This is a genomic window from Paraburkholderia sp. GAS199 (assembly GCF_050436585.1).
Taxonomy (GTDB): domain Bacteria; phylum Pseudomonadota; class Gammaproteobacteria; order Burkholderiales; family Burkholderiaceae; genus Paraburkholderia.
In genome coordinates this window covers 137,893-164,326 of sequence record NZ_JBNDMM010000013.1, presented here as the reverse complement: position 1 = coordinate 164,326, position 26,434 = coordinate 137,893, and the positions used below count along the sequence as shown (strand labels likewise).

Genomic DNA, 26,434 nt, shown 5'->3' with positions numbered 1-26,434 from the left:
GGACCGTGAAACGACTCCACGCCGATGATAGTGCGGATTCCCGTGTGAAAGTAGGTAATCGTCAGGCTCCCTAGCAGCAAACAGAAACCCCGCCCCAAAAGGCGGGGTTTTTGCGTTTGGAATAGCGAAAAATTCGCTATATAAGTGAGAGGCTGTGAGTTTGGAACGGTCAAGCAAGTCTTGACAGAAAGCGGTTGTTCCCTCATAATCATCAGTTCTCTGCGGAGGGGTGCCCGAGTGGCTAAAGGGGGCAGACTGTAAATCTGTTGGCTTACGCCTACGTTGGTTCGAATCCAACCTCCTCCACCAGAATTAAGTTGTAGCGGTAGTTTGGAATCCATGGATCCTTGCGGGTGTAGCTCAATGGTAGAGCAGAAGCCTTCCAAGCTTACGACGAGGGTTCGATTCCCTTCACCCGCTCCAGCGACAAAGAAGTAGCGCCCATGTGGCTCAGTGGTAGAGCACTCCCTTGGTAAGGGAGAGGTCGGCAGTTCGATCCTGCCCATGGGCACCAGAAGTACTCGGTGATTGTTTGCGCGCGGCGCAACGTACGGAAAAATCCTCTTAGGAGTCGAAAATGGCCAAGGGTAAGTTTGAGCGGACCAAGCCGCACGTGAACGTCGGCACGATCGGTCACGTTGACCACGGCAAGACCACGCTGACGGCAGCGATCACGACGGTGCTGACCAAGAAGTTTGGCGGCGAAGCGAAGGCATACGACCAGATCGATGCGGCGCCGGAAGAAAAGGCACGTGGTATCACGATCAACACGGCGCACGTCGAGTACGAAACGGCTAACCGCCACTACGCACACGTCGACTGCCCGGGCCACGCTGACTATGTGAAGAACATGATCACGGGCGCAGCGCAGATGGACGGCGCGATCCTGGTGTGCTCGGCTGCAGACGGCCCGATGCCGCAAACGCGTGAGCACATCCTGCTGGCGCGTCAGGTTGGCGTTCCGTACATCATCGTGTTCCTGAACAAGTGCGACATGGTGGACGACGCTGAACTGCTGGAACTCGTCGAGATGGAAGTTCGCGAACTTCTGTCGAAGTACGATTTCCCGGGCGACGACACGCCGATCATCAAGGGTTCGGCCAAGCTGGCGCTGGAAGGCGACGCAGGCGAGCTGGGCGAAGTGGCGATCATGAATCTGGCCGACGCGCTGGACACGTACATCCCGACGCCGGAGCGCGCAGTTGACGGCTCGTTCCTGATGCCGGTGGAAGACGTGTTCTCGATCTCGGGTCGCGGCACGGTGGTGACGGGTCGCGTCGAGCGCGGCATCGTGAAGGTCGGCGAAGAAATCGAAATCGTCGGTATCAAGCCGACGGTGAAGACGACCTGCACGGGCGTGGAAATGTTCCGCAAGCTGCTGGACCAGGGTCAGGCGGGCGACAACGTCGGTATCCTGCTGCGCGGCACGAAGCGTGAAGACGTGGAGCGTGGCCAGGTTCTGGCGAAGCCGGGTTCGATCAACCCGCACACGCACTTCACGGCTGAAGTGTACGTGCTGAGCAAGGACGAAGGTGGCCGTCACACGCCGTTCTTCAACAACTATCGTCCGCAGTTCTACTTCCGTACGACGGACGTGACGGGCTCGATCGAGTTGCCGAAGGACAAGGAAATGGTCATGCCGGGCGACAACGTGTCGATCACGGTGAAGCTGATCAACCCGATCGCAATGGAAGAAGGTCTGCGCTTCGCTATCCGCGAAGGCGGCCGTACGGTCGGCGCAGGTGTGGTTGCCAAGATTCTCGAGTAACGCCAGATAGTTCTCGTTAATCGGTAGTTTCGGGGTTGGCGGTGTCGTCAACCCCAAATGGTTTAGGGGTATAGCTCAACTGGCAGAGCGTCGGTCTCCAAAACCGAAGGTTGGGGGTTCGATTCCCTCTGCCCCTGCCAACTCTCGCACCATCCGTGGTGCTTCGTTAAGGTGTTATGGCGAATCCTTCCGTCGAAACTGTAAATACATCAGGCGATAAGCTGATGCTCATCGCGGGCGTATTGTTGGTCTTGGCCGGGTTCGTGGGGTTCTTCTGGCTAAGTGGTCAGGAATGGTACGTCCGCGGAGCTGCCTTGGCTGTTGGCGCAATCGCTGGTGTTGCAGTGGGTCTCCTCTCCGCGCCTGGCAAGGGTTTCATCGCTTTCGCCAAAGACTCTTACAAGGAAGTCCGCAAGGTTGTCTGGCCAACCCGTAAAGAGGCTACGCAGACGACACTTGTTGTGTTCGCCTTTGTTTTTGTCATGGCAGTTCTTCTTTGGGTTAGCGATAAATCCATCGAATGGGCGATTTTCTCGGTGATTCTGGGTTGGAAATAATATGAGCGATACTCCGGCATCCCCGAGCGGCAAACGTTGGTACGTCGTGCACGCCTACTCCGGTATGGAGAAAAGCGTGCAACGTGCGCTTCAAGAGCGCATTGAGCGGGCAGGCATGCAGGACCAGTTTGGGCAGATTTTGGTCCCAACTGAAGAGGTGGTCGAAGTAAAAGGTGGTCACAAGTCGGTAACAGAGCGTCGCTTCTTTCCTGGGTATGTTCTAGTTGAAATGGAGATGACGGACGAGACTTGGCACTTGGTAAAAAACACCGCAAAAGTAACTGGGTTCGTGGGTGGTGCGCGTAATCGGCCGAGCCCGATTTCCCCGCGGGAAGTCGAAAAGATTATGTCGCAGATGCAGGAAGGCGTTGAGAAGCCGCGCCCGAAAACCCTATTTGAAGTCGGCGAGATGGTGCGTGTGAAAGATGGCCCATTCACAGACTTCAACGGTAGCGTAGAAGAAGTGAACTACGAAAAGTCACGTGTCCGTGTCTCAGTTACGATTTTTGGCCGGGCGACGCCAGTCGAGCTTGAGTTCGGTCAAGTCGAAAAGCTTTAACGCAAAATTTCGCGGGGTGCGCCAATCGGTTCACCCCGAATTTCGCGCTTACGGTCCGCGTAATGGCCGTTGAGGAGCGCCAGTAGCTCGTTTATCGCGAACGCGCGCTATTACTCACTGAACGTTAGCCGGTTTTTGGTGGCGTTCCATAGAGGTTTAATCATGGCAAAGAAAATCATTGGCTTTATCAAGCTGCAGATACCTGCAGGTAAAGCTAACCCGTCGCCGCCGGTCGGTCCGGCACTGGGCCAGCGCGGTCTGAACATCATGGAGTTCTGCAAGGCGTTCAACGCGCAGACTCAAGCTCTGGAACCGGGTCTGCCGATTCCTGTCGTGATCACCGCATTCGCGGATAAGAGCTTCACGTTCGTTCTGAAGACGCCGCCGGCTACGGTTCTGATCAAGAAGGCAGCGAAGATCGACAAGGGTTCGAGCAAGCCGCATACCGACAAGGTGGGCAAGATCACTCGCGCTCAAGCTGAAGAAATCGCCAAGACCAAGATGCCTGATTTGACGGCAGCTGATCTGGATGCGGCGGTTCGCACGATCGCCGGCAGCGCCCGCTCGATGGGCATCACCGTGGAGGGCGTGTAAATGGCTAAGCTTTCGAAGCGTCTGCAAGCATTTGCAGCAAAGGTTGACCGTCAAAAATTGTACGCAATCGACGAAGCACTGTCGCTCGTAAAAGAGTGTGCAAGCGCGAAGTTCGATGAGTCGATCGACGTTGCAGTCCAACTCGGCATCGATGCCAAGAAGTCGGATCAAGTGGTTCGTGGCTCGGTCGTGTTGCCCGCCGGTACCGGAAAGTCAGTTCGCGTCGCTGTGTTTGCACAGGGCGAAAAGGCCGAGCAAGCTCGCGCAGCCGGCGCTGAAGTGGTCGGTATGGAAGATTTGGCTGAACAAGTCAAAGCGGGCAAGCTTGACTTCGACATCGTGATTGCCTCGCCGGATACGATGCGCGTTGTGGGTACTCTGGGTCAGATTCTCGGCCCGCGCGGCCTGATGCCGAATCCGAAGGTTGGTACGGTGACGCCGGACGTCGCGACCGCTGTCAAGAACGCCAAGGCTGGTCAGGTGCAATTCCGTGTCGACAAGGCCGGTATCATTCACGCTACCATCGGCCGCGCTTCGTTCGAACCGACGGCTCTGCGTAGTAACCTGAACGCTCTCGTCGACGCGCTGCAAAAAGCAAAGCCGGCAACGAGCAAGGGCGTTTACCTGCGCAAGGTGGCTCTTTCGAGCACGATGGGTGTCGGCGTTCGCGTCGACCAGGCATCGCTTGCTGCGCAGTAAATAATTTCGTCGCCTCAGCGAAAGCTGAGGCGATTCTATGGGCTTTGGGCGGTTGCGTGGTGGCGGTTTGCATCGCGTAGCCGGTTGTCAAAGACCGTTGGCGGGCACGCATCAGGTAGGCGAGTCCTTAATGTAAAGCCAACGCAGATGGCGAACCCGAAAAGGTTTTGTAGTGATGAAGCCGCCGGACGCGCACAGCGATGTGAGCGTTTGGTGGTCGAAATACTCCTGACTGGTCGGACGCCGTTATTGAACGCGGTACACAATGCGCACGCTGCGTGTATCGAATCTGGAGGTTAACCGTGCCACTTAACAAAGAAAGCAAGCAGGCCGTCGTCGCTGAGGTTGCCGCGCAAGTCGCGAAAGCCCAGACCGTGGTTCTGGCTGAGTATCGTGGAATCGCGGTTGGCGATCTGACCAAGCTGCGCGCGAAAGCGCGTGAGCAACAGGTTTACCTTCGTGTGTTGAAAAACACGCTGGCGCGCCGCGCTGTCGAAGGTACCCCGTTTGCTCCGCTGGCAGAGCAGATGACTGGTCCGTTGATCTACGGCATCTCGGAAGATGCAATTGCTGCTGCTAAGGTCGTCAACGACTTCGGCAAAACCAATGACAAGTTGATCATCAAGGCTGGTTCCTACGAAGGCAAGGTGATGGACAAGGCTGGCGTGCAAGCGCTGGCAAACATCCCGAGCCGCGAAGAACTGCTCTCCAAGCTGTTGTACGTTATGCAAGCACCTGTTTCTGGCTTCGCGCGCGCTCTGGCCGCGCTGGCAGAAAAGAAACAAGGCGAAGAAACCGCTGCTTAACGCACATCGGTCGAGCGTGATTGATCGCTGGCTGTATCCGAATTCAATTTAGGAGTATTTCAAATGGCAATCGCAAAAGATGACATCCTCGAGGCAGTAAGCTCGATGTCGGTTCTGGAACTGAACGAGCTGGTTAAGGCGTTCGAAGAAAAGTTTGGCGTGTCGGCAGCTGCTGTTGCAGTGGCAGGCCCGGCAGGCGGCGGCGCTGCTGCTGCTGCTGAAGAGCAAACCGAATTCACGGTCAACCTGACGGAAGTCGGCGCGAACAAGGTTTCGGTCATTAAGGCTGTTCGTGAACTGACGGGTCTCGGCCTGAAGGAAGCGAAGGACCTGGTCGACGGTGCACCGAAGCCTGTTAAGGAATCGGTACCGAAGGCTGCTGCTGAAGAAGCCAAGAAGAAGCTGGAAGAAGCCGGCGCGAAGGCTGAAATCAAGTAAGTTTCAGCGCGTTGTGCGAAGGCTGGCGGTATTTCACCGCCGGCCTTTTTGTGCTTTGTGGGGGATACGTTTTTGCCAAGATATTTCGGCAAAAAGGAACCCTACAGAAGCCAAAGAAAATCGCCTATCGGCAACATTGACCGGCGTTTCTCTTTGTCTTCTGAAGCGACTGCAGAAGGCAAGTTTGGTCGGGTAGCGGGCAACATAGGCATCCGCTGCCGTCAGCCAGCGGTTGGTAGCGGCCAACCACCAAGCTTCTAGGCTCGTTCAAGCCATCGGACGGCCATCGGGTCTCAGTCGGTGAACACTCGGGTTGTCTCATCAAGGTATCCTGCCTCGACAACAATGCCCGCCGTGATTCGGAGATCGTATGCAATATTCCTTCACCGAGAAGAAGCGTATTCGCAAGAGTTTTGCGAAGCGCCCCATCGTTCACCAAGTACCTTTCCTGCTGGCTACCCAGCTTGAATCATTCAGCACTTTTCTGCAAGCCGACACGTCTTCGACGCAACGCAAGCCGGAAGGTCTGCAAGCAGCATTTACCTCTGTTTTTCCGATCGTTTCGCACAACGGTTTCGCTCGTCTCGAGTTCGTCAGCTACATGCTGTCGCCGCCGGCATTCAACATCAAGGAATGTCAGCAGCGCGGTTTGACGTATTGCTCGGCCCTTCGCGCCAAGGTGCGTCTGGTGCTGCTCGACAAGGAATCGCCGAGCAAACCGGTCGTCAAGGAAGTGAAGGAACAGGAAGTGTACATGGGCGAAATTCCGCTCATGACGCCGACTGGTTCGTTCGTGATTAACGGCACGGAACGTGTGATCGTTTCCCAGTTGCACCGCTCGCCGGGCGTGTTCTTCGAGCACGACAAGGGCAAGACGCACAGCTCGGGCAAGCTCCTGTTCTCGGCTCGTATCATTCCTTACCGCGGTTCATGGCTCGACTTCGAATTTGATCCGAAGGACGTGCTGTATTTCCGCGTCGACCGTCGCCGCAAGATGCCGGTCACGATCCTGCTGAAGGCGATCGGCCTGACGCCGGAACAGATCCTCGCAAACTTCTTCGTGTTCGATAATTTCACGCTGATGCCGGAAGGCGCGCAGATGGAATTCGTGCCCGAGCGTCTGCGTGGTGAAGTCGCGCGCTTCGACATCACGGACCGTGACGGTAACGTGATCGTCCAGAAGGACAAGCGGATCAACGCGAAGCACATTCGCGATCTCGACAACGCGAAGACCAAGTTCATCTCGGTCCCGGAAGACTATTTGCTCGGCCGCGTGCTGGCAAAGAATGTCGTCGATGGCGACACTGGTGAAGTCATCGCCAACGCGAACGACGAAATCACCGAAACCGTCCTTGAAAAGCTTCGCGAAGCGAAGATCAAAGATATCCAGACGCTCTACACGAACGATCTGGACCAGGGTCCGTACATCTCGTCGACGCTGCGTATCGACGAAACCGCGGACAAGATGGCCGCGCGCATCGCGATCTACCGCATGATGCGTCCGGGTGAACCGCCGACCGAAGAAGCGGTCGAGGCGTTGTTCAACCGTTTGTTCTACAGCGAAGACGCTTACGACCTCTCCAAGGTGGGTCGTATGAAGTTCAATCGTCGCGTGGGTCGCGACGAAATCATCGGACCGATGACGCTGCAAGACGACGACATCCTCGCAACGATCAAGATCCTGGTCGAACTGCGTAACGGCAAGGGCGAAGTGGACGACATCGACCACTTGGGCAATCGCCGTGTGCGTTGTGTTGGCGAACTCGCGGAAAACCAGTTCCGCGCAGGTCTCGTGCGTGTCGAACGTGCAGTGAAGGAACGCCTCGGCCAGGCTGAAAGCGAAAACCTGATGCCGCACGACCTGATCAACTCGAAGCCGATTTCGTCGGCGATTCGCGAGTTCTTCGGTTCGTCGCAGCTGTCGCAGTTCATGGACCAAACGAACCCGCTGTCGGAAATCACCCACAAGCGCCGTGTTTCGGCACTTGGCCCGGGCGGTTTGACGCGTGAGCGCGCTGGCTTTGAAGTCCGCGACGTGCACCCGACTCACTATGGTCGCGTGTGCCCGATTGAAACGCCGGAAGGTCCGAACATCGGCCTGATCAACTCGCTCGCTCTGTATGCGCACCTGAACGAATACGGCTTCCTCGAAACGCCGTATCGCAAGGTCGTCGACAGCAAGGTGACGGATCAGATCGACTATCTGTCGGCGATCGAAGAAGGCCGTTACGTGATCGCTCAGGCGAACGCGGCGGTTGCTGAAGACGGCTCGCTGACCGACGAACTGGTGTCGTCGCGTGAAGCGGGCGAAACGCTGATGGTCACGCCGGACCGCATCCAGTACATGGATGTGGCGCCGTCGCAGATCGTTTCGGTGGCAGCATCGCTGATCCCGTTCCTCGAGCACGATGACGCGAACCGCGCATTGATGGGCTCGAACATGCAGCGTCAGGCTGTGCCGTGTCTGCGTCCTGAAAAGGCCGTGGTCGGTACGGGTATCGAACGCACGGTGGCAGTCGACTCGGGTACGACGGTTCAGGCATTCCGCGGTGGTGTGGTCGATTACGTCGACGCAGGCCGTATGGTGATCCGAGTGAACGACGATGAAGCCGTTGCTGGCGACGTCGGCGTGGACATCTACAACCTGATCAAGTACACGCGTTCGAACCAGAACACGAACATCAACCAGCGCCCGATCGTGAAGGTCGGCGACATCGTGTCGCGTGGCGACGTGCTGGCTGACGGTGCATCGACCGACCTCGGCGAACTGGCTCTCGGCCAGAACATGCTGGTCGCGTTCATGCCGTGGAACGGCTACAACTTCGAAGACTCGATTTTGATCTCGGAGAAGGTGGTTGCCGACGACCGTTACACGTCGATCCACATCGAAGAACTGAACGTCGTTGCTCGCGATACGAAGCTCGGACCGGAAGAAATCACGCGCGACATCTCGAACCTGGCTGAAGTGCAACTCGGCCGTCTCGACGAGTCGGGCATCGTCTACATCGGCGCTGAAGTCGAAGCAGGCGACGTGCTGGTCGGTAAGGTGACGCCGAAGGGCGAAACCCAACTGACGCCGGAAGAAAAGCTGCTGCGCGCAATTTTCGGCGAGAAGGCTTCGGACGTGAAAGACACGTCGCTGCGTGTGCCGTCGGGCATGAGCGGCACGGTCATCGACGTGCAAGTGTTCACGCGTGAAGGCATTCAGCGCGACAAGCGTGCGCAACAGATCATCGACGATGAACTGAAGCGTTATCGCCTCGACCTGAACGACCAGCTGCGCATCGTGGAAGGCGACGCGTTCCAGCGTCTCGCACGTATGCTCGACGGCAAGGTCGCGAACGGCGGTCCGAAGAAGCTGGCGAAGGGCACGAAGATCGAACAGGCTTACCTGCAAGATCTGGATCACTACCACTGGTTCGACATCCGCCTCGCGGACGAAGAAGCAGCGGCTCAGCTCGAAGCTATCAAGGACTCGATCGAACAGAAGCGTCACCAGTTCGATCTGGCGTTCGAAGAGAAGCGCAAGAAGCTCACGCAAGGCGACGAACTGCCGCCGGGCGTGTTGAAGATGGTCAAGGTGTATCTGGCAGTCAAGCGCCGCCTACAGCCTGGCGACAAGATGGCCGGCCGTCACGGTAACAAGGGTGTCGTGTCGAAGATCGTTCCGATCGAAGACATGCCGTACATGGCCGACGGCCGTCCGGCTGACGTCGTTCTGAACCCGCTCGGCGTGCCGTCGCGGATGAACGTGGGTCAGGTTCTCGAAGTGCATCTGGGTTGGGCTGCGAAGGGTCTCGGCTGGCGTATCGGCGAAATGCTGCAGCGTCAGGCGAAGATTGCTGAACTGCGCGAATTCCTGACCAAGATCTACAACGAGTCGGGCCGTGCCGAAGAGCTGGACAGCTTCACCGACGAAGAAATCATCGAACTGGCGAAGAACCTGCGCGAAGGCGTGCCGTTCGCTACGCCGGTGTTCGACGGTGCGACGGAAGAAGAAATGTCGCGCGCGCTGGATCTGGCATTCCCGGACGACATCGCGAAGAACCTCGGCATGACGCCGTCGAAGAATCAGGTTCGTCTGTACGACGGCCGCACGGGCGAGATGTTCGAACGGACGGTGACGGTCGGCTACATGCACTACCTGAAACTGCACCACTTGGTCGACGACAAGATGCACGCGCGTTCCACGGGCCCGTACTCGCTCGTGACGCAGCAGCCGTTGGGCGGTAAGGCGCAGTTCGGTGGCCAGCGTTTCGGTGAAATGGAAGTGTGGGCGCTCGAAGCGTACGGCGCATCGTACGTGCTGCAGGAAATGCTGACGGTGAAGTCGGACGATGTGACCGGCCGTACCAAGGTTTACGAGAACCTGGTGAAGGGCGATCACGTTATCGATGCTGGTATGCCGGAATCCTTCAACGTGTTGGTGAAGGAAATCCGCTCGCTCGGTATCGACATCGACCTCGACCGCAACTAATCGGACTACTGGAGAGAAGCGATGAAAGCTTTGCTCGATCTATTCAAGCAAGTCCAACAACCTGAAGTTTTTGACGCGATCAAGATCGGTCTGGCTTCGCCAGACAAGATCCGTTCGTGGTCGTTCGGTGAAGTCAAGAAGCCGGAAACCATCAACTACCGGACGTTCAAGCCGGAACGCGATGGTCTGTTCTGCGCGAAGATTTTCGGGCCGATCAAGGACTACGAATGCCTTTGCGGCAAGTACAAGCGCCTGAAGCATCGTGGCGTGATCTGCGAGAAGTGCGGCGTTGAAGTTACGCTGGCTAAGGTGCGTCGCGAACGGATGGGCCACATCGAACTGGCCTCGCCGGTTGCGCACATCTGGTTCCTGAAGTCGCTGCCGTCGCGTCTGGGCATGGTGCTCGACATGACGCTGCGCGACATCGAACGCGTGCTGTACTTCGAAGCCTACGTGGTGATCGATCCGGGCATGACGCCGCTAAAAGCGCGGCAGATCATGACCGAAGAGGATTACTACAACAAGGTCGAAGAATACGGCGACGAATTCCGTGCCGAGATGGGCGCGGAAGGCGTTCGCGAACTGCTGCGCGCGATCAACATCGACGAACAGGTCGAGATGCTCCGTACCGAACTCAAGAACACGGGTTCGGAAGCGAAGATCAAGAAGTACGCGAAGCGCCTGAAGGTGCTCGAGGCTTTCCAGCGTTCGGGCATCAAGCCTGACTGGATGGTGCTCGAAGTGCTGCCGGTGCTGCCGCCGGAACTGCGTCCGCTGGTGCCGCTGGACGGCGGCCGTTTCGCGACGTCGGACCTGAACGACCTGTATCGCCGCGTGATCAACCGTAACAACCGGTTGAAGCGTCTGCTCGAATTGAAGGCGCCTGAAATCATCGTTCGCAACGAAAAGCGGATGCTGCAGGAAGCCGTCGATTCGCTGCTCGACAACGGTCGTCGTGGTAAGGCAATGACCGGCGCGAACAAGCGTCCGCTGAAGTCGCTCGCTGACATGATCAAGGGTAAGGGCGGTCGTTTCCGTCAGAACTTGCTCGGTAAGCGTGTTGACTACTCGGGCCGTTCGGTGATCGTGGTCGGCCCGACGCTCAAGCTGCATCAGTGCGGCCTGCCGAAGCTGATGGCGCTCGAACTGTTCAAGCCGTTCATCTTCAACAAGCTGGAAGTGATGGGTGTGGCTACCACCATCAAGGCTGCGAAGAAGGAAGTCGAGAACCAGACGCCGGTGGTGTGGGACATCTTGGAAGAGGTGATCCGCGAACATCCGGTCATGCTGAACCGTGCGCCGACGCTGCACCGTCTTGGCATTCAGGCTTTCGAGCCGGTGCTGATCGAAGGTAAGGCAATCCAGCTGCATCCGCTCGTTTGCGCGGCGTTCAACGCCGACTTCGACGGTGACCAGATGGCTGTTCACGTGCCGCTGTCGCTGGAAGCGCAGATGGAAGCGCGCACGCTGATGCTGGCGTCGAACAACGTCCTGTTCCCGGCCAACGGCGATCCGTCGATCGTGCCGTCGCAGGATATCGTGCTCGGTTTGTACTACGCGACTCGTGAAGCAGTGAACGGCAAGGGCGAAGGCCTGACGTTCACGGGCGTCTCGGAAGCGCTGCGTGCCTACGAGAACAAGGAAGTCGAGCTGGCCTCCCGCGTCAACGTTCGGATCACCGAAATGGTCCACAACGAAGACAAGTCGGAAGGTGCGCCGGCGTTCGTGCCGAAGATCACGCTGTACCCGACCACCGTGGGTCGCGCAATCCTGTCGGAAATCCTTCCGCCGGGCCTGCCGTTCTCGGTGCTTAACAAGCCGCTGAAGAAGAAGGAAATCTCGCGTCTGATCAACACCGCATTCCGCAAGTGCGGTCTGCGTGAAACGGTGATTTTTGCCGACCAGTTGATGCAGTCGGGTTTCCGTCTGGCAACGCGCGCTGGTATCTCCATCTGCGTCGACGACATGCTCGTGCCGCCGCAGAAGGAAACCATCGTCGGCGACGCCGCGAAGAAGGTGAAGGAATACGATCGTCAGTACATGTCGGGTCTCGTCACGTCGCAAGAGCGCTACAACAACGTGGTCGACATCTGGTCGGCAACGTCGGAAGCGGTCGGCAAGGCGATGATGGAGCAGCTGTCGACGGAACCGGTGGTGGATCGCGACGGCAACGAAACGCGTCAGGAATCGTTCAACTCGATTTACATGATGGCGGACTCGGGTGCTCGTGGTTCGGCAGTTCAGATTCGTCAGCTGGCCGGTATGCGTGGCCTGATGGCGAAGCCGGACGGCTCGATCATCGAGACGCCGATTACGGCGAACTTCCGTGAAGGCCTGAACGTGTTGCAGTACTTCATCTCGACCCACGGTGCACGTAAGGGTCTGGCTGATACGGCACTGAAGACGGCAAACTCGGGTTACCTGACGCGTCGTCTGGTCGACGTGACGCAGGATCTGGTGGTGGTTGAGGACGATTGCGGTACGTCCAACGGCGTCGCCATGAAGGCGTTGGTCGAAGGCGGTGAAGTCGTCGAAGCGCTGCGTGACCGTATTCTGGGTCGCGTGACGGTGGCTGACGTCGTCAATCCGGAATCGCAGGAAACGCTGTACGAAACGGGCACGTTGCTCGATGAAGACGCGGTCGAAGAAATCGAACGCCTCGGTATCGACGAAGTGCGCGTGCGTACGCCGCTGACTTGCGAAACGCGTTACGGCTTGTGCGCGGCCTGCTATGGCCGTGACCTGGGTCGTGGCTCGTCGGTCAACGTGGGCGAAGCAGTCGGCGTGATCGCTGCTCAGTCGATCGGTGAACCGGGCACGCAGCTCACGATGCGTACGTTCCACATCGGTGGTGCGGCGTCGCGTGCGGCAGTGGCTTCGTCGGTTGAAGCGAAGTCGAACGGTACGGTGCGTTTCACGGCAACGATGCGTTACGTCACAAACGCAAAGGGCGAGCAGATCGTCATCTCGCGTTCGGGCGAAGCGATGATCACCGACGACCACGGTCGCGAGCGCGAACGTCACAAGGTGCCGTACGGCGCGACGCTGTTGCAACTCGACGGCGCGCAGATCAAGGCCGGCACGCAACTGGCAACGTGGGATCCGATGACGCGTCCGATCATCACCGAGTGGGGCGGTACGGTGAAGTTCGAAAACGTCGAGGAAGGCGTCACCGTTGCGAAGCAGATCGACGATGTGACGGGTCTGTCCACGCTGGTCGTGATCGACGTGAAGCGTCGTGGTTCGCAAGCTTCGAAGACGGTGCGTCCGCAGGTCAAGCTGCTCGACGCGAACGGCGAAGAAGTCAAGATCCCGAACACCGAGCATTCGGTGCAGATCGGCTTCCAGGTCGGCGCTCTGATCACCGTGAAGGACGGTCAGCAAGTGCAGGTCGGTGAAGTGCTGGCACGTATCCCGGTTGAATCGCAGAAAACGCGTGACATTACCGGCGGTCTGCCGCGTGTGGCCGAACTGTTCGAAGCACGTTCGCCGAAGGACGCAGGTATCCTGGCGGAAGTCACGGGCACGACGTCGTTCGGTAAGGACACGAAGGGCAAGCAGCGTCTCGTTATCACGGACCTCGAAGGCAATCAGCACGAGTTCCTGATCGCGAAGGAAAAGCAGGTTCTGGTGCACGATGGTCAGGTCGTCAACAAGGGCGAAATGATTGTCGACGGTCCGGCCGATCCGCACGACATCTTGCGTCTGCAAGGTATCGAAGCGCTGTCGCGTTACATCGTGGACGAAGTGCAGGACGTGTACCGTCTGCAAGGCGTGAAGATCAACGACAAGCACATCGAAGTGATTGTTCGTCAGATGCTGCGTCGCGTGCAGATTACGGACAACGGCGATACGCGTTTCATCCCGGGCGAACAGGTCGAGCGGTCGGATATGCTCGACGAAAACGACCGTATGATCGCGGAAGACAAGCGTCCGGCAACGTACGAAAACGTGCTGCTCGGTATCACGAAGGCCTCGTTGTCGACCGATTCGTTCATCTCGGCGGCGTCGTTCCAGGAAACGACCCGCGTGCTGACCGAAGCGGCGATCATGGGCAAGCGCGATGACCTGCGCGGTCTGAAGGAAAACGTGATCGTCGGCCGTCTGATTCCGGCCGGTACGGGTCTCGCGTTCCACAAGGCACGCAAGAGCAAGGAACTGTCTGACCGCGAGCGTTTCGATCAGATCGCAGCGGAAGAGTCGTTCGAATTCGGTACGCCGGAAACCCCGGCTGCCGAACAGCAGCACTCAGGCGAATAAGTGCGAGCGGCGAAAGCCGCTTTCACCTGACGCCAGTAGAGCCGCCCGGTTTCGACCGGGCGGTTTTTTTTTGCCCTGACCGAGCTCATAAACAAGCGCTGTTCAACTGTCCGAACGGCCAACGCGCACAATCCGTTCAGGTGGATGGCGCCCGGGTTGCTAAAATCCGTGTCACCGGCCTCACGCTGCTTCTCTCAAATCCATGTCCCGTGCTCTAGAAATCCTCAACGAAGTCTTCGGTTACCCCGCGTTCAGAGGACAGCAAGGCGAAATTGTCGAGCACGTTTCCGGCGGCGGAGATTGTCTCGTGCTCATGCCGACGGGCGGCGGCAAGTCGTTGTGCTACCAGATCCCGTCGCTCGTGCGGCGCGAGGGAGGCTTTGGCACGGGCATCGTGGTGTCGCCGTTGATCGCATTGATGCAGGATCAGGTCGCCGCGCTCACCGAGGTTGGCGTACGCGCGGCGTATCTGAATTCCACCTTGTCGAGTGCGGAGGCGATGGCCACCGAACGCGCGCTTCGCGATGGCGAGATCGATCTGCTGTATGTAGCGCCTGAGCGTTTGATGACGCCGCGTTTCCAGGATTTGCTCGAACGGACGCGCATTGGTCTGTTCGCTATCGACGAAGCACATTGCGTGTCGCAATGGGGCCATGATTTCCGCCCCGAGTACATTCAACTGTCGGTATTGCACGAACGTTTTCCGAACGTCCCGCGCATCGCGCTGACTGCCACCGCTGACGCAATCACGCGGGACGAAATCATCCACCGTCTGGCACTGGATGACGCGCGCATCTTCGTCTCCAGCTTCGACCGACCGAACATCCGCTATCGCATCGTCGAAAAAGACAATGCTCGGGCGCAATTGCTCGATTTCATTCGTGCAGAGCACTCGAGACCGGATGGCACGACGGACGCCGGCGTGGTGTATTGCCTGTCACGCCGCAAGGTCGAGGAGACCGCGGAGTGGCTGAAGGAAAAGGGCATGCGCGCGCTGCCTTATCACGCGGGCATGGAATTCGAGATTCGTCAGAAGCACCAGGAAATGTTCCAGCGCGAAGAGGGCATCGTGATGTGCGCCACGATCGCGTTCGGTATGGGGATCGACAAACCGGACGTCCGCTTCGTTGCTCACCTCGATCTGCCGAAAAGCGTCGAAGGCTACTACCAGGAAACCGGTCGCGCGGGCCGGGACGGGATGCCTGCTAACGCCTGGATGGCTTACGGTCTGGGCGACGTGGTGCAGCAGCGCAAGATGATCGACGAATCCGATGCAGACGATGCCCACAAGCGCGTGCAGACCGGCAAACTCGACGCGCTGCTCGGCCTGTGCGAAGCCGCGACCTGCAGACGGGTTCGGCTCCTCGCGTACTTCGGCGAGTCGAGCAAACCGTGCGGAAATTGCGATAACTGTATCGAGCCACCCGACACGTGGGACGCAACGCGTGAGGCGCAGATGGCGCTGTCCTGCGTTTTTCGCGCACAACGAGCGAGCGGTTTCCATTTTGGCGCCGGCCATCTCATCGATATTCTGCGCGGGAACCGAAGCGAGAAAATTTTGCAGCGCGGTCACGAGAGCCTGACGACGTTTGGAATTGGCGCGTCGTTGGGTGAGCCCGAGTGGCGCGCCATATTTCGACAGCTTGTCGCTTTTGGTTATCTCACCGTCGACCATGAAGGTTTTGGGTCGCTCGTTTTGACGGAAGCTGCCAAAGCCGTCCTGAAGAGCGAGCAGAGCGTCACGATGCGCCGCTACGTCAAGCCGACACGGACGCGCCAATCGTCCGGGAGAACGAGCGAGCGAGCCGATCCGACGATTGGCATGGGTCCGCGTGAGCGGGCCCGCTGGGACAGGCTGCGCGCTTGGCGAACGGAAACCGCGAAGAGTGATGGCGTGCCAGCGTACGTCATCTTCCACGACGCCACGCTGGCGGAAATTGCACGCAACGGCCCCGATTCGATCGAGGATTTGCGAGGTATCCCCGGCATGGGCGCACGAAAACTCGATCGTTTCGGCGACGAACTGCTGGAAGTCGTCGCCGCCGATTAGCAGGTGGTGCCGCGCGTAGGTATGCGAAACATCGCAACCTGTTGACTCCCTTAGCCTTTTCGGAATATTATGCTAGGTTCCGGTTCTTGGAATGCCTGCGCGCGCAGTTAACTCGCGTGTGAGCGGACCGAACTGGAAGTTCGATGCGCAGTCGTTTCTGCTTTGCCCGGAAACAGATGCGTCGATTTTGTTCAATTTCAGGAATAAACAATGCCAACCATCAATCAACTGGTTCGCAAAGGCCGCCAGTCGGAAACGACTAAGAGCAAGAGCCCGGCCTTGCAGGACTGCCCCCAGCGTCGCGGCGTGTGCACCCGTGTGTACACCACGACGCCTAAGAAGCCTAACTCGGCACTGCGTAAAGTTGCCAAGGTTCGTCTGACGAACGGCTTCGAAGTTATTTCGTACATCGGTGGTGAAGGCCACAACCTGCAGGAACACTCGGTCGTGCTGATTCGCGGCGGTCGTGTTAAGGACTTGCCGGGTGTGCGTTACCACATGGTTCGCGGCTCGCTGGATACCCAGGGCGTCAAGGATCGTAAGCAGGCTCGCTCGAAGTACGGTGCAAAGCGTGCCAAGGCTGGCAAGTAATTAGCCGGTCTGTGTAGTTTTCGGTCGCCTGCAAAGGCGGTAATAGCGGTGGTGCCGGATCGCCGGTGCTGTCGAGTAAGTGGTCACCCGACCAGGCTGGTAAGTCGTTAGAGATGAATCGGGTTAGTTGGTGGCCGCGGGGCTAAAAAATAGCTCCAACTGAAAAAGTAAAGGAAGAAACATGCCGCGTCGTCGCGAAGTCCCCAAGCGGGAAGTGTTGCCGGATCCGAAATTCGGCAACGTAGATGTAGCTAAGTTCATGAACGTGCTGATGCTCTCCGGCAAGAAGTCTGTTGCCGAGCGTATCGTGTACGGCGCTTTCGAACAGATCCAGACCAAGGGTGGCAAGGACCCGCTGGAAGTGTTCACGGTGGCGCTCAACAACGTCAAGCCGGTGGTCGAAGTGAAGAGCCGCCGCGTTGGTGGTGCGAACTATCAGGTTCCGGTCGAAGTGCGTCCGTCGCGTCGTATGGCATTGGCGATGCGTTGGTTGCGTGAAGCCGCGAAGAAGCGCAGCGAAAAGTCGATGGCTCTGCGCCTGGCAGGTGAACTCTCCGAAGCGGCTGAAGGCCGTGGCGGCGCGATGAAGAAGCGCGACGAAGTTCACCGGATGGCAGAAGCCAACAAGGCGTTCTCGCACTTCCGTTTCTAAGCTTCCCGAACCCGGGTCTAGCAGAAAAAGCGGAAAGAAATTCCGGGCGGGTGCGCTTACAAAGCGCCTCGCCCGTTTGTGTTACAGCGCGATGGGTATTTTCTCGCATCGCGTCATCCCAATAGAGGATCAAAGTGGCTCGCAAGACACCTATCGAGCGCTACCGTAACATCGGTATTAGCGCTCACATCGACGCCGGCAAAACGACGACGACCGAGCGCATCCTGTTCTACACCGGCGTGAACCACAAGATTGGTGAAGTGCACGACGGCGCTGCAACCATGGACTGGATGGAGCAGGAGCAGGAACGCGGTATCACGATCACGTCCGCTGCTACCACGGCTTTCTGGAAAGGCATGGCCGGCGACCGCGCTGAGCACCGCATCAACATCATCGACACCCCGGGCCACGTCGACTTCACGATTGAAGTCGAGCGCTCGATGCGCGTGCTCGACGGTGCGTGCATGGTCTACTGCGCTGTGGGTGGCGTTCAGCCGCAGTCGGAAACCGTTTGGCGTCAGGCGAACAAGTACAAGGTTCCCCGTCTCGCGTTCATCAACAAGATGGACCGTACCGGCGCGAACTTCTTCAAGGTCTACGATCAACTCAAGCTGCGTTTGAAGGCAAATCCGGTTCCGGTCGTGGTGCCTATCGGTGCTGAAGAAAACTTCACGGGCGTCGTCGATCTGCTGAAGATGAAGGCGATCATTTGGGACGAAGCATCCCAAGGCACGAAGTTCTCGTACGAAGAAATTCCGGCAGAACTGGCTGACTCGTGTACGGAATGGCGCGAGAAGATGGTCGAAGCTGCTGCCGAGTCGAGCGAAGAATTGATGAACAAGTACCTGGAAGAGGGCGAGCTCTCCGAAGCGGAAATCATCAAGGGCCTGCGCGACCGTACGATCGCTTGCGAAATCCAGCCGATGCTGTGTGGCACCGCGTTCAAGAACAAGGGCGTGCAACGCATGCTGGACGCAGTGCTCGACTTCCTGCCGTCGCCGATCGACATCCCGCCGGTTACTGGCGAGCTGGAAAACGGTGAAAAGGGCGAGCGTCGTGCGTCGGATGACGAAAAGTTCTCGTCGCTGGCATTCAAGATCATGACCGACCCGTTCGTCGGCCAGTTGATCTTCTTCCGTGTGTACTCGGGCGTGGTCAATTCTGGCGATACCGTGCTGAACGCGACGAAGGACAAGAAGGAACGTCTGGGTCGTATTCTGCAGATGCACGCAAACCAGCGCGAAGAAATCAAGGAAGTTCGCGCCGGCGACATCGCTGCTGCTGTTGGCCTGAAAGAGGCCACCACGGGCGACACGCTGTGCGATCCGCAGCACCCGATCGTGCTCGAACGCATGATTTTCCCGGAGCCGGTGATTTCGCAGGCTGTTGAGCCGAAGACGAAGCCTGACCAGGAAAAGATGGGTCTGGCGCTGAATCGTCTGGCACAGGAAGATCCGTCGTTCCGCGTTCAAACTGACGAAGAGTCGGGTCAAACGATTATTTCGGGCATGGGCGAGCTCCACCTCGAAATTCTGGTCGACCGGATGAAGCGAGAGTTCGGCGTTGAAGCAACGGTCGGCAAGCCGCAAGTTGCTTATCGCGAAACGATTCGCGGCAAGGCGGAAGATGTCGACGGCAAGTTCGTCAAGCAGTCGGGTGGTCGCGGCCAGTACGGTCACGCGGTCATTACGCTCGAGCCGAATGAGCAGGGCAAGGGCTACGAGTTCCTGGACGAAATCAAGGGCGGCGTGATTCCGCGTGAATACATTCCGGCAGTCGACAAGGGTATCCAGGAAACGCTGAAGGCCGGCGTGTTGGCTGGCTTCCCGGTCGTTGACGTGAAGGTTCACCTGACGTTCGGTTCGTATCACGACGTTGACTCGAACGAAAATGCGTTCCGCATGGCCGGTTCGATGGCGTTCAAGGAAGCAATGCGCAAGGCTCAACCGGTCATCCTTGAACCGATGATGGCTGTGGAAGTCGAAACGCCTGAAGATTACATGGGCAACGTGATGGGCGACCTGTCGGGTCGTCGCGGCATCGTTCAGGGCATGGATGACATGGTTGGTGGCGGCAAGATCGTTCGCGCCGAAGTACCGCTGTCGGAAATGTTCGGCTATTCGACGTCGCTGCGTTCGCTGACCCAAGGTCGTGCAACGTACACGATGGAGTTCAAGCACTACTCCGAAGCACCGCGCAACGTGTCTGAAGCAATCATCAACGCCAAGTCGAAGTAAGCGCGCGGCAAACCCATTCAACGATTAACTTTTTGAAAGAAGAGAAACATGGCTAAAGGTAAATTCGAACGGACCAAGCCGCACGTGAACGTCGGCACGATCGGTCACGTTGACCACGGCAAGACCACGCTGACGGCAGCGATCACGACGGTGCTGACCAAGAAGTTTGGCGGCGAAGCGAAGGCATACGACCAGATCGATGCGGCGCCGGAAGAAAAGGCACGTGGTATCACGATCAACACGGCGCACGTCGAGTACGAAACGGCTAACCGCCACTACGCACACGTCGACTGCCCGGGCCACGCTGACTATGTGAAGAACATGATCACGGGCGCAGCGCAGATGGACGGCGCGATCCTGGTGTGCTCGGCTGCAGACGGCCCGATGCCGCAAACGCGTGAGCACATCCTGCTGGCGCGTCAGGTTGGCGTTCCGTACATCATCGTGTTCCTGAACAAGTGCGACATGGTGGACGACGCTGAACTGCTGGAACTCGTCGAGATGGAAGTTCGCGAACTTCTGTCGAAGTACGATTTCCCGGGCGACGACACGCCGATCATCAAGGGTTCGGCCAAGCTGGCGCTGGAAGGCGACGCAGGCGAGCTGGGCGAAGTGGCGATCATGAATCTGGCCGACGCGCTGGACACGTACATCCCGACGCCGGAGCGCGCAGTTGACGGCTCGTTCCTGATGCCGGTGGAAGACGTGTTCTCGATCTCGGGTCGCGGCACGGTGGTGACGGGTCGCGTCGAGCGCGGCATCGTGAAGGTCGGCGAAGAAATCGAAATCGTCGGTATCAAGCCGACGGTGAAGACGACCTGCACGGGCGTGGAAATGTTCCGCAAGCTGCTGGACCAGGGTCAGGCGGGCGACAACGTCGGTATCCTGCTGCGCGGCACGAAGCGTGAAGACGTGGAGCGTGGCCAGGTTCTGGCGAAGCCGGGTTCGATCAACCCGCACACGCACTTCACGGCTGAAGTGTACGTGCTGAGCAAGGACGAAGGTGGCCGTCACACGCCGTTCTTCAACAACTATCGTCCGCAGTTCTACTTCCGTACGACGGACGTGACGGGCTCGATCGAGTTGCCGAAGGACAAGGAAATGGTCATGCCGGGCGACAACGTGTCGATCACGGTGAAGCTGATCAACCCGATCGCAATGGAAGAAGGTCTGCGCTTCGCTATCCGCGAAGGCGGCCGTACGGTCGGCGCAGGTGTGGTTGCCAAGATTCTCGAGTAAAATCGCGAGTTGAATTTGCAGTAAGTGGTGCCCGGGGTCGGGCGCCAGCTCCCAGCGAGTGCCCGGCCCTACGTTCTTTTACTATCTGGCGATGCAATATCGCCTCGCTCTTTCCAAGGAACTGTCATGCAAAACCAGAAAATCCGCATTCGCCTGAAGGCTTTCGACTATCGCCTGATCGATCAATCGGCAGCTGAAATCGTCGACACGGCAAAGCGGACTGGCGCAATCGTTCGTGGTCCGGTGCCGCTGCCGACCCGCATCCAACGTTTCGACATCCTGCGTTCGCCGCACGTCAACAAGACGTCGCGTGATCAGCTCGAAATCCGTACGCACCAGCGTCTGATGGACATCGTCGATCCGACGGACAAGACCGTTGACGCACTGATGAAGCTGGATCTGCCGGCTGGCGTGGACGTGGAAATCAAGCTGCAATAAGCGTCGCAAAGCCCGTTCGGCCCGCCGGACAGTGCTAAGTCTTTGATTGCTTGCGGAAAACGAAAAGCCTTGCTATAATGGTGGGCTTTTCGCGCATTTGCGCAAAAAAGTCGGTGTGCTGCAGCATGCGTTCATGCCCGAAACGGCACCGGCATTTGTAAATTAGCCCCGACCAATCGCAGTCGGGAATGGAGAAAACGATGAGCCTTGGACTCGTAGGTCGCAAGGTTGGCATGACCCGTATCTTCACGGCAGAAGGGGATTCGATTCCCGTTACCGTGTTGGACGTGTCCGACAACCGCGTGACGCAGATCAAGACTGTTGAAACCGACGGCTACACGGCCGTGCAGGTTGCGTTCGGTACGCGCCGTGCATCGCGCGTGACGAAGCCTTTGGCCGGTCATCTCGCCAAAGCCGGCGTTCAAGCCGGTGAAATCCTCAAAGAATTCCAGATCGATGCCGCCAAGGCTGCCGAGTTGTCGAGCGGCACTGTGGTCGGTCCTGATTTGTTCGAAGTGGGCCAGAAAGTCGACGTGCAAGGCGTGTCGATCGGTAAGGGCTACGCCGGTACCATCAAGCGTTACAACTTCGCATCTGGCCGTGCATCGCACGGTAACTCGCGCTCGCACAACGTGCCGGGTTCGATCGGTATGGCGCAGGATCCGGGTCGTGTTTTCCCGGGTAAGCGCATGACCGGTCACATGGGTGACGACACGGTAACGGTACAAAACCTCGAAATCGCTCGTATCGACGCTGACCGCAAGTTGTTGCTGGTCAAGGGCGCCGTTCCGGGTGCGAAGGGTGGCAAGGTATTCGTTACGCCGGCCGTGAAGACGCGTGCTGTGAAAGGAGCGAAATAATGGAACTTAAGCTCCTGAATGCCAATGGTCAGGAAGGTGCGGGCGTTAGCGCGTCGGACGTAGTGTTCGGCCGTGATTACAACGAAGCCCTGATTCACCAGGTCGTGGTGGCGTATCAAGCGAATGCCCGTAGCGGCAACCGCGCGCAGAAGGATCGTGAGCAAGTCAAGCACACGACCAAAAAGCCGTGGCGTCAAAAGGGTACGGGCCGCGCTCGTGCCGGTATGTCGTCGAGCCCGTTGTGGCGCGGCGGTGGCCGGATCTTCCCGAATTCGCCGGAAGAAAACTTTTCGCACAAGGTCAACAAGAAGATGCATCGCGCAGGCCTCTGCTCGATCTTCTCGCAGCTGGCCCGCGAAGGCCGTATCTCGGTGGTCGACGAGTTGACGCTCGAAGCGCCGAAGACGAAGCTGTTGGCCGAAAAATTCAAGGCGATGGGTCTCGACTCCGTGCTGGTGATTACCGACACGGTTGACGAAAACCTGTACCTCGCGTCGCGCAACCTCGCCCATGTGGCAGTTGTCGAGCCGCGTTACGCCGACCCGCTGTCGCTGATCTACTTCAAGAAGATCCTGATCACGAAGGCTGCGGTCGCCCAGATCGAGGAGTTGCTGTCATGAGCGAGATTCGCAAAAACGATCATCGTTTGATGCAGGTCCTGCTCGCGCCGGTGATCTCCGAAAAGGCGACGCTGGTGGCCGACAAGAACGAGCAAGTTGTGTTCGAAGTCGCGCCCGATGCCACGAAGCAGGAAGTGAAGGCTGCAGTCGAGCTGCTGTTCAAGGTGGAAGTCAATTCCGTCAACGTGCTGGTCTCGAAGGGCAAAGCCAAGCGCTTTGGTCGCTTCATGGGCAAGCGCAAGGACGTGAAGAAGGCGTACGTCTGCCTGAAGCCCGGCCAGGAAATCAACTTTGAAGCGGAGGCCAAGTAATCATGGCAATCGTTAAAGTTAAGCCGACTTCGCCGGGTCGCCGCGCGATGGTCAAGGTGGTCAATAAGGATCTGTACAAGGGCAAGCCGTTCGCACCGCTGCTCGATTCGCAATCCACGACCGCCGGCCGTAACAACAACGGTCATATCACCACTCGCCATAAGGGCGGTGGTCATAAGCACCACTACCGTGTCGTCGATTTCCGTCGCAACAAAGACGGTATCCCGGCAAAGGTCGAGCGTCTTGAGTACGATCCGAACCGTAGCGCGAACATCGCGCTGGTTCTGTACGCAGACGGCGAGCGTAAGTACATCATCGCGCCGAAGGGTGTGACGGTTGGTCAGCAATTGATGTCCGGTTCGGAAGCTCCGATCCGCGCAGGCAACACGCTGCCGATCCGCAACATTCCGGTTGGTACGACGATTCACTGCATCGAAATGCTGCCGGGCAAGGGCGCGCAAATGGCGCGTTCGGCTGGTACGTCGGCGATGTTGCTGGCTCGTGAAGGCATCTACGCACAGGTCCGCCTGCGCTCTGGTGAAATCCGCCGCGTTCACGTTGAATGCCGCGCGACGATTGGTGAAGTTGGCAACGAAGAGCATAGCCTCCGTCAAATCGGTAAGGCTGGCGCAAACCGCTGGCGTGGTATCCGCCCGACGGTGCGTGGCGTTGCAATGAACCCGGTCGATCACCCGCACGGTGGTGGTGAAGGCAAGACGGCTGCAGGTCGCGATCCGGTGAGCCCGTGGGGCACGCCTGCTAAGGGTTATCGCACCCGCAGCAACAAGCGCACGACGAGCATGATCGTCCAGCGCCGTCACAAGCGTTAAGGAGTAGGCAATGGCACGTTCTGTAAAAAAAGGTCCGTTCTGTGACGCCCATTTGCTGAAGAAAGTTGAGGCGGCTGCAGCTTCGCGGGATAAGAAGCCGATCAAAACCTGGTCGCGTCGTTCGACGATTCTGCCGGACTTCATCGGTCTGACGATTGCTGTGCATAACGGCCGTCAACACGTTCCGGTGTATGTCTCGGAAAACATGGTCGGCCACAAGCTTGGCGAGTTTGCATTGACCCGGACGTTCAAGGGTCACGCAGCCGACAAGAAGGCTAAGAAATAAGGGGCTCATGATGGAAGTGAAAGCAATTCATCGCGGTGCCCGCATCTCGGCGCAGAAAACGCGCCTTGTGGCTGACCAGATCCGCGGTTTGCCGGTCGACAAGGCGCTGAACGTTCTGACGTTCTCGCCGAAGAAGGCTGCGGGAATCGTGAAAAAGGTCGTGCTGTCGGCGATCGCGAATGCGGAGCATAACGAAGGCGCCGATATCGATGAGCTCAAAATCACGAGCATTTACATCGACAAGGCTGCGTCGCTCAAGCGTTTCACCGCGCGCGCTAAAGGCCGCGGTAACCGCATCGAGAAGCAATCCTGTCACATCACTGTGACGGTCGGGAATTAAGGGGTCATACGATGGGACAGAAAATTCATCCGACTGGCTTCCGTTTGGCCGTCAGCCGCAATTGGGCTTCGCGTTGGTACGCGAACAACAACAATTTCGCGGCGATGTTGCAGGAAGACATCGGTGTTCGTGAATACCTGAAGAAGAAGCTGAAGAACGCGTCCGTCGGTCGCGTTGTGATCGAGCGTCCTGCAAAGAACGCGCGTATCACGATTTTCAGCTCGCGTCCGGGTGTCGTGATCGGCAAGAAGGGTGAAGACATTGAACTGCTGAAGTCCGAGCTGCAAAAGCGTATGGGCGTTCCGGTTCATGTCAACATCGAAGAAATCCGCAAGCCGGAAACCGATGCGCAACTGATCGCCGATTCGATCACGCAACAGCTCGAGCGCCGGATTATGTTCCGCCGCGCGATGAAGCGTGCAATGCAAAACGCGATGCGTCTGGGTGCTCAAGGCATCAAGATCATGAGCGCAGGCCGTTTGAACGGTATCGAAATCGCTCGTACGGAATGGTATCGCGAAGGTCGCGTTCCTCTCCATACGCTCCGCGCTGATATCGACTACGCAACGTCTGAAGCTAAGACGACGTACGGCATCATTGGCGTGAAGGTGTGGGTCTACAAGGGCGACACGCTCGGCCGTAATGACGCACCGGTGGTTGAAGAAGTCGCCGAAGAAAAGCGTCCGCGCCGTAACGCACGTCCGGGTGGTGATCGTCGTCCGCGTCGCGATGGTGAAGGTGCTGGCCCGGCAGGTGCACGCCGTGGCGCTCCTCGTCGTGCTGGCGGTGACGGGAAGACTGGAGAATAACGATGCTGCAACCGAAACGCAGAAAGTATCGCAAAGAGCAGAAGGGTCGTAACACCGGTATCGCCACTCGCGGCAACGCAGTGTCGTTCGGTGAATTCGGTCTGAAGGCTGTCGGTCGTGGTCGCTTGACCGCGCGCCAGATTGAAGCGGCACGTCGTGCAATGACGCGTCACATCAAACGTGGCGGCCGCATCTGGATTCGTATTTTCCCGGACAAGCCGATCTCGCATAAGCCGGCTGAAGTGCGTATGGGTAACGGTAAAGGTAACCCTGAGTACTACGTCGCAGAGATTCAACCGGGCAAGATGCTGTACGAAATGGACGGCGTAACCGAAGAGCTGGCACGCGAAGCGTTCCGTCTGGCTGCAGCTAAGCTGCCGCTGAAGACGACGTTTATCGTGCGTCAGCTCGGCGCCTAAGGAGCAAATGATGAAGGCTTCCGAACTTCACCAGAAAGATCAGGCCGCGCTCAACAAGGAGCTGTCGGACCTGTTGAAGGCGCAATTCGGCCTGCGCATGCAACTCGCGACCCAGCAGCTCACGAATACGAGCCAGCTGAAGAAGGTTCGTCGCGACATCGCACGTGTGCGGACCGTCCTGACTGAGAAGGCGAACCAGAAATGAACGATAGCGTAAAAACCTCGCTCAAGCGGACGCTGGTCGGCAAGGTCGTCAGCAACAAGATGGACAAGACGGTCACCGTGCTGGTTGAGCACCGCGTGAAGCACCCGATCTACGGCAAGTACGTTGTGCGTTCGAAGAAGTATCACGCGCACGACGATGCGAACACGTACAACGAGGGTGACCTCGTTGAAATCCAAGAAACACGTCCGATTTCGAAGACGAAAGCTTGGGTTGTGGCTCGCTTGGTCGAGGCTGCTCGCGTCATCTGACGCCGCAAAGTTGTAGAAGTAATTGAAATCGCAGTAAGTTTCGCTTGCAAGACCGAGATTATTTGTTATAATCTCGGTCTTCCCTCTTTTATGGGAGCCCCGTCGCGGGCGAAGTTGGTG

At 58.1% G+C, this 26,434-nt stretch carries 26 protein-coding genes and 4 tRNA genes; 29 read left to right on the top strand and 1 reads right to left on the bottom strand.

Annotation, left to right across the window (positions count from 1 at the left end; genetic code table 11):
- Nucleotides 1-223 precede the first annotated feature (223 nt).
- From P3T18_RS35310 to rplL, 11 genes are all read left to right on the top strand, one after another.
- Nucleotides 224-309 (top strand) — tRNA-Tyr (locus P3T18_RS35310).
- A 40-nt stretch (nucleotides 310-349) separates the two neighbouring features.
- Nucleotides 350-423: transfer RNA gene (locus P3T18_RS35305), tRNA-Gly, on the top strand.
- Between the two features lie 16 nt (nucleotides 424-439).
- Nucleotides 440-514: transfer RNA gene (locus P3T18_RS35300), tRNA-Thr, on the top strand.
- Nucleotides 515-577: 63 nt separating this feature from the next.
- Entirely contained in the window at nucleotides 578-1,768 is a 1,191-nt protein-coding gene (gene tuf / locus P3T18_RS35295) for an elongation factor Tu (protein ID WP_429304579.1), read from the top strand.
- A gap of 64 nt (nucleotides 1,769-1,832) precedes the next feature.
- Nucleotides 1,833-1,908 (top strand) — tRNA-Trp (locus P3T18_RS35290).
- A gap of 36 nt (nucleotides 1,909-1,944) precedes the next feature.
- Entirely contained in the window at nucleotides 1,945-2,325 is a 381-nt protein-coding gene (secE, locus tag P3T18_RS35285) for a preprotein translocase subunit SecE (protein WP_429304585.1), read from the top strand.
- 1 nt (nucleotide 2,326) lies between these two features.
- Nucleotides 2,327-2,884 carry a transcription termination/antitermination protein NusG gene (gene nusG / locus P3T18_RS35280; protein WP_007180147.1) on the top strand — a complete coding sequence of 186 codons (558 nt, stop codon included), beginning with the start codon at nucleotides 2,327-2,329 and terminating at the stop codon, nucleotides 2,882-2,884.
- A gap of 162 nt (nucleotides 2,885-3,046) precedes the next feature.
- Entirely contained in the window at nucleotides 3,047-3,478 is a 432-nt protein-coding gene (rplK, locus tag P3T18_RS35275; RefSeq protein WP_012402205.1) for a 50S ribosomal protein L11, read from the top strand.
- A complete protein-coding gene (gene rplA / locus P3T18_RS35270) occupies nucleotides 3,479-4,177 on the top strand; it encodes a 50S ribosomal protein L1 (RefSeq protein WP_011490061.1) in 699 nt (232 codons plus the stop codon).
- A 302-nt stretch (nucleotides 4,178-4,479) separates the two neighbouring features.
- Nucleotides 4,480-4,983, top strand: a complete 504-nt coding sequence (rplJ, locus tag P3T18_RS35265; protein WP_007180144.1) for a 50S ribosomal protein L10 — start codon at nucleotides 4,480-4,482, stop codon at nucleotides 4,981-4,983.
- A gap of 63 nt (nucleotides 4,984-5,046) precedes the next feature.
- On the top strand, nucleotides 5,047-5,421 hold the full coding sequence (gene rplL / locus P3T18_RS35260) for a 50S ribosomal protein L7/L12 (RefSeq protein ID WP_054043372.1): 375 nt from the start codon (nucleotides 5,047-5,049) through the stop codon (nucleotides 5,419-5,421).
- Nucleotides 5,422-5,454: 33 nt separating this feature from the next.
- On the opposite strand, the gene P3T18_RS35255 is transcribed toward rplL, so the two are convergent.
- Nucleotides 5,455-5,667 (bottom strand): hypothetical protein, encoded by a 213-nt coding sequence (locus P3T18_RS35255; protein WP_429304584.1) that lies wholly within the window; start codon nucleotides 5,665-5,667, stop codon nucleotides 5,455-5,457.
- Between the two features lie 124 nt (nucleotides 5,668-5,791).
- On the opposite strand from P3T18_RS35255, the gene rpoB reads away from it, so the two are divergent.
- The 18 genes from rpoB (at nucleotide 5,792) to rpsQ (ending at nucleotide 26,314) form a co-directional block, all read left to right on the top strand.
- On the top strand, nucleotides 5,792-9,898 hold the full coding sequence (rpoB, locus tag P3T18_RS35250; protein WP_429304583.1) for a DNA-directed RNA polymerase subunit beta: 4,107 nt from the start codon (nucleotides 5,792-5,794) through the stop codon (nucleotides 9,896-9,898).
- A gap of 21 nt (nucleotides 9,899-9,919) precedes the next feature.
- Nucleotides 9,920-14,158, top strand: a complete 4,239-nt coding sequence (rpoC, locus tag P3T18_RS35245) for a DNA-directed RNA polymerase subunit beta' (protein WP_429304582.1) — start codon at nucleotides 9,920-9,922, stop codon at nucleotides 14,156-14,158.
- 202 nt (nucleotides 14,159-14,360) lie between these two features.
- Nucleotides 14,361-16,208 (top strand): DNA helicase RecQ, encoded by a 1,848-nt coding sequence (gene recQ, locus P3T18_RS35240; protein ID WP_429304581.1) that lies wholly within the window; start codon nucleotides 14,361-14,363, stop codon nucleotides 16,206-16,208.
- 210 nt (nucleotides 16,209-16,418) lie between these two features.
- Nucleotides 16,419-16,799 carry a 30S ribosomal protein S12 gene (rpsL, locus tag P3T18_RS35235; protein WP_012434574.1) on the top strand — a complete coding sequence of 127 codons (381 nt, stop codon included), beginning with the start codon at nucleotides 16,419-16,421 and terminating at the stop codon, nucleotides 16,797-16,799.
- A gap of 181 nt (nucleotides 16,800-16,980) precedes the next feature.
- Entirely contained in the window at nucleotides 16,981-17,451 is a 471-nt protein-coding gene (gene rpsG / locus P3T18_RS35230; protein WP_006053291.1) for a 30S ribosomal protein S7, read from the top strand.
- Nucleotides 17,452-17,585: 134 nt separating this feature from the next.
- Nucleotides 17,586-19,688: an elongation factor G gene (fusA, locus tag P3T18_RS35225; protein WP_429304580.1), complete on the top strand. Its 2,103-nt coding sequence runs from the start codon at nucleotides 17,586-17,588 to the stop codon at nucleotides 19,686-19,688.
- Nucleotides 19,689-19,736: 48 nt separating this feature from the next.
- Nucleotides 19,737-20,927, top strand: a complete 1,191-nt coding sequence (tuf, locus tag P3T18_RS35220; RefSeq protein ID WP_429304579.1) for an elongation factor Tu — start codon at nucleotides 19,737-19,739, stop codon at nucleotides 20,925-20,927.
- A gap of 126 nt (nucleotides 20,928-21,053) precedes the next feature.
- Nucleotides 21,054-21,365: a 30S ribosomal protein S10 gene (gene rpsJ, locus P3T18_RS35215; protein WP_006998489.1), complete on the top strand. Its 312-nt coding sequence runs from the start codon at nucleotides 21,054-21,056 to the stop codon at nucleotides 21,363-21,365.
- Between the two features lie 200 nt (nucleotides 21,366-21,565).
- Nucleotides 21,566-22,225 carry a 50S ribosomal protein L3 gene (rplC, locus tag P3T18_RS35210; RefSeq protein ID WP_027800367.1) on the top strand — a complete coding sequence of 220 codons (660 nt, stop codon included), beginning with the start codon at nucleotides 21,566-21,568 and terminating at the stop codon, nucleotides 22,223-22,225.
- Nucleotides 22,225-22,845, top strand: coding sequence for a 50S ribosomal protein L4 (gene rplD / locus P3T18_RS35205; RefSeq protein ID WP_007180136.1), 621 nt, complete (start codon nucleotides 22,225-22,227; stop codon nucleotides 22,843-22,845). The genes rplC and rplD overlap by 1 nt, the downstream gene beginning before the upstream one ends.
- Nucleotides 22,842-23,156, top strand: coding sequence for a 50S ribosomal protein L23 (gene rplW / locus P3T18_RS35200; protein WP_007180135.1), 315 nt, complete (start codon nucleotides 22,842-22,844; stop codon nucleotides 23,154-23,156). Before rplD ends, rplW begins: the two co-directional genes overlap by 4 nt.
- A gap of 2 nt (nucleotides 23,157-23,158) precedes the next feature.
- Nucleotides 23,159-23,986, top strand: a complete 828-nt coding sequence (rplB, locus tag P3T18_RS35195) for a 50S ribosomal protein L2 (RefSeq protein WP_429304578.1) — start codon at nucleotides 23,159-23,161, stop codon at nucleotides 23,984-23,986.
- A 10-nt stretch (nucleotides 23,987-23,996) separates the two neighbouring features.
- Nucleotides 23,997-24,272, top strand: a complete 276-nt coding sequence (gene rpsS, locus P3T18_RS35190; protein WP_035554748.1) for a 30S ribosomal protein S19 — start codon at nucleotides 23,997-23,999, stop codon at nucleotides 24,270-24,272.
- Between the two features lie 7 nt (nucleotides 24,273-24,279).
- Entirely contained in the window at nucleotides 24,280-24,612 is a 333-nt protein-coding gene (gene rplV / locus P3T18_RS35185; protein ID WP_007180133.1) for a 50S ribosomal protein L22, read from the top strand.
- A gap of 11 nt (nucleotides 24,613-24,623) precedes the next feature.
- Complete coding sequence (gene rpsC, locus P3T18_RS35180; RefSeq protein ID WP_429304577.1) at nucleotides 24,624-25,421, top strand: 30S ribosomal protein S3; 798 nt, start codon at nucleotides 24,624-24,626, stop codon at nucleotides 25,419-25,421.
- Between the two features lie 2 nt (nucleotides 25,422-25,423).
- Nucleotides 25,424-25,840 carry a 50S ribosomal protein L16 gene (gene rplP / locus P3T18_RS35175; RefSeq protein WP_042329259.1) on the top strand — a complete coding sequence of 139 codons (417 nt, stop codon included), beginning with the start codon at nucleotides 25,424-25,426 and terminating at the stop codon, nucleotides 25,838-25,840.
- A gap of 10 nt (nucleotides 25,841-25,850) precedes the next feature.
- The gene (rpmC, locus tag P3T18_RS35170) at nucleotides 25,851-26,045 is read left to right on the top strand and encodes a 50S ribosomal protein L29 (protein WP_007180130.1); all 195 of its coding nucleotides are present in this window, start codon (nucleotides 25,851-25,853) and stop codon (nucleotides 26,043-26,045) included.
- Entirely contained in the window at nucleotides 26,042-26,314 is a 273-nt protein-coding gene (gene rpsQ / locus P3T18_RS35165; RefSeq protein ID WP_007180129.1) for a 30S ribosomal protein S17, read from the top strand. Before rpmC ends, rpsQ begins: the two co-directional genes overlap by 4 nt.
- Nucleotides 26,315-26,434: the final 120 nt, after the last annotated feature.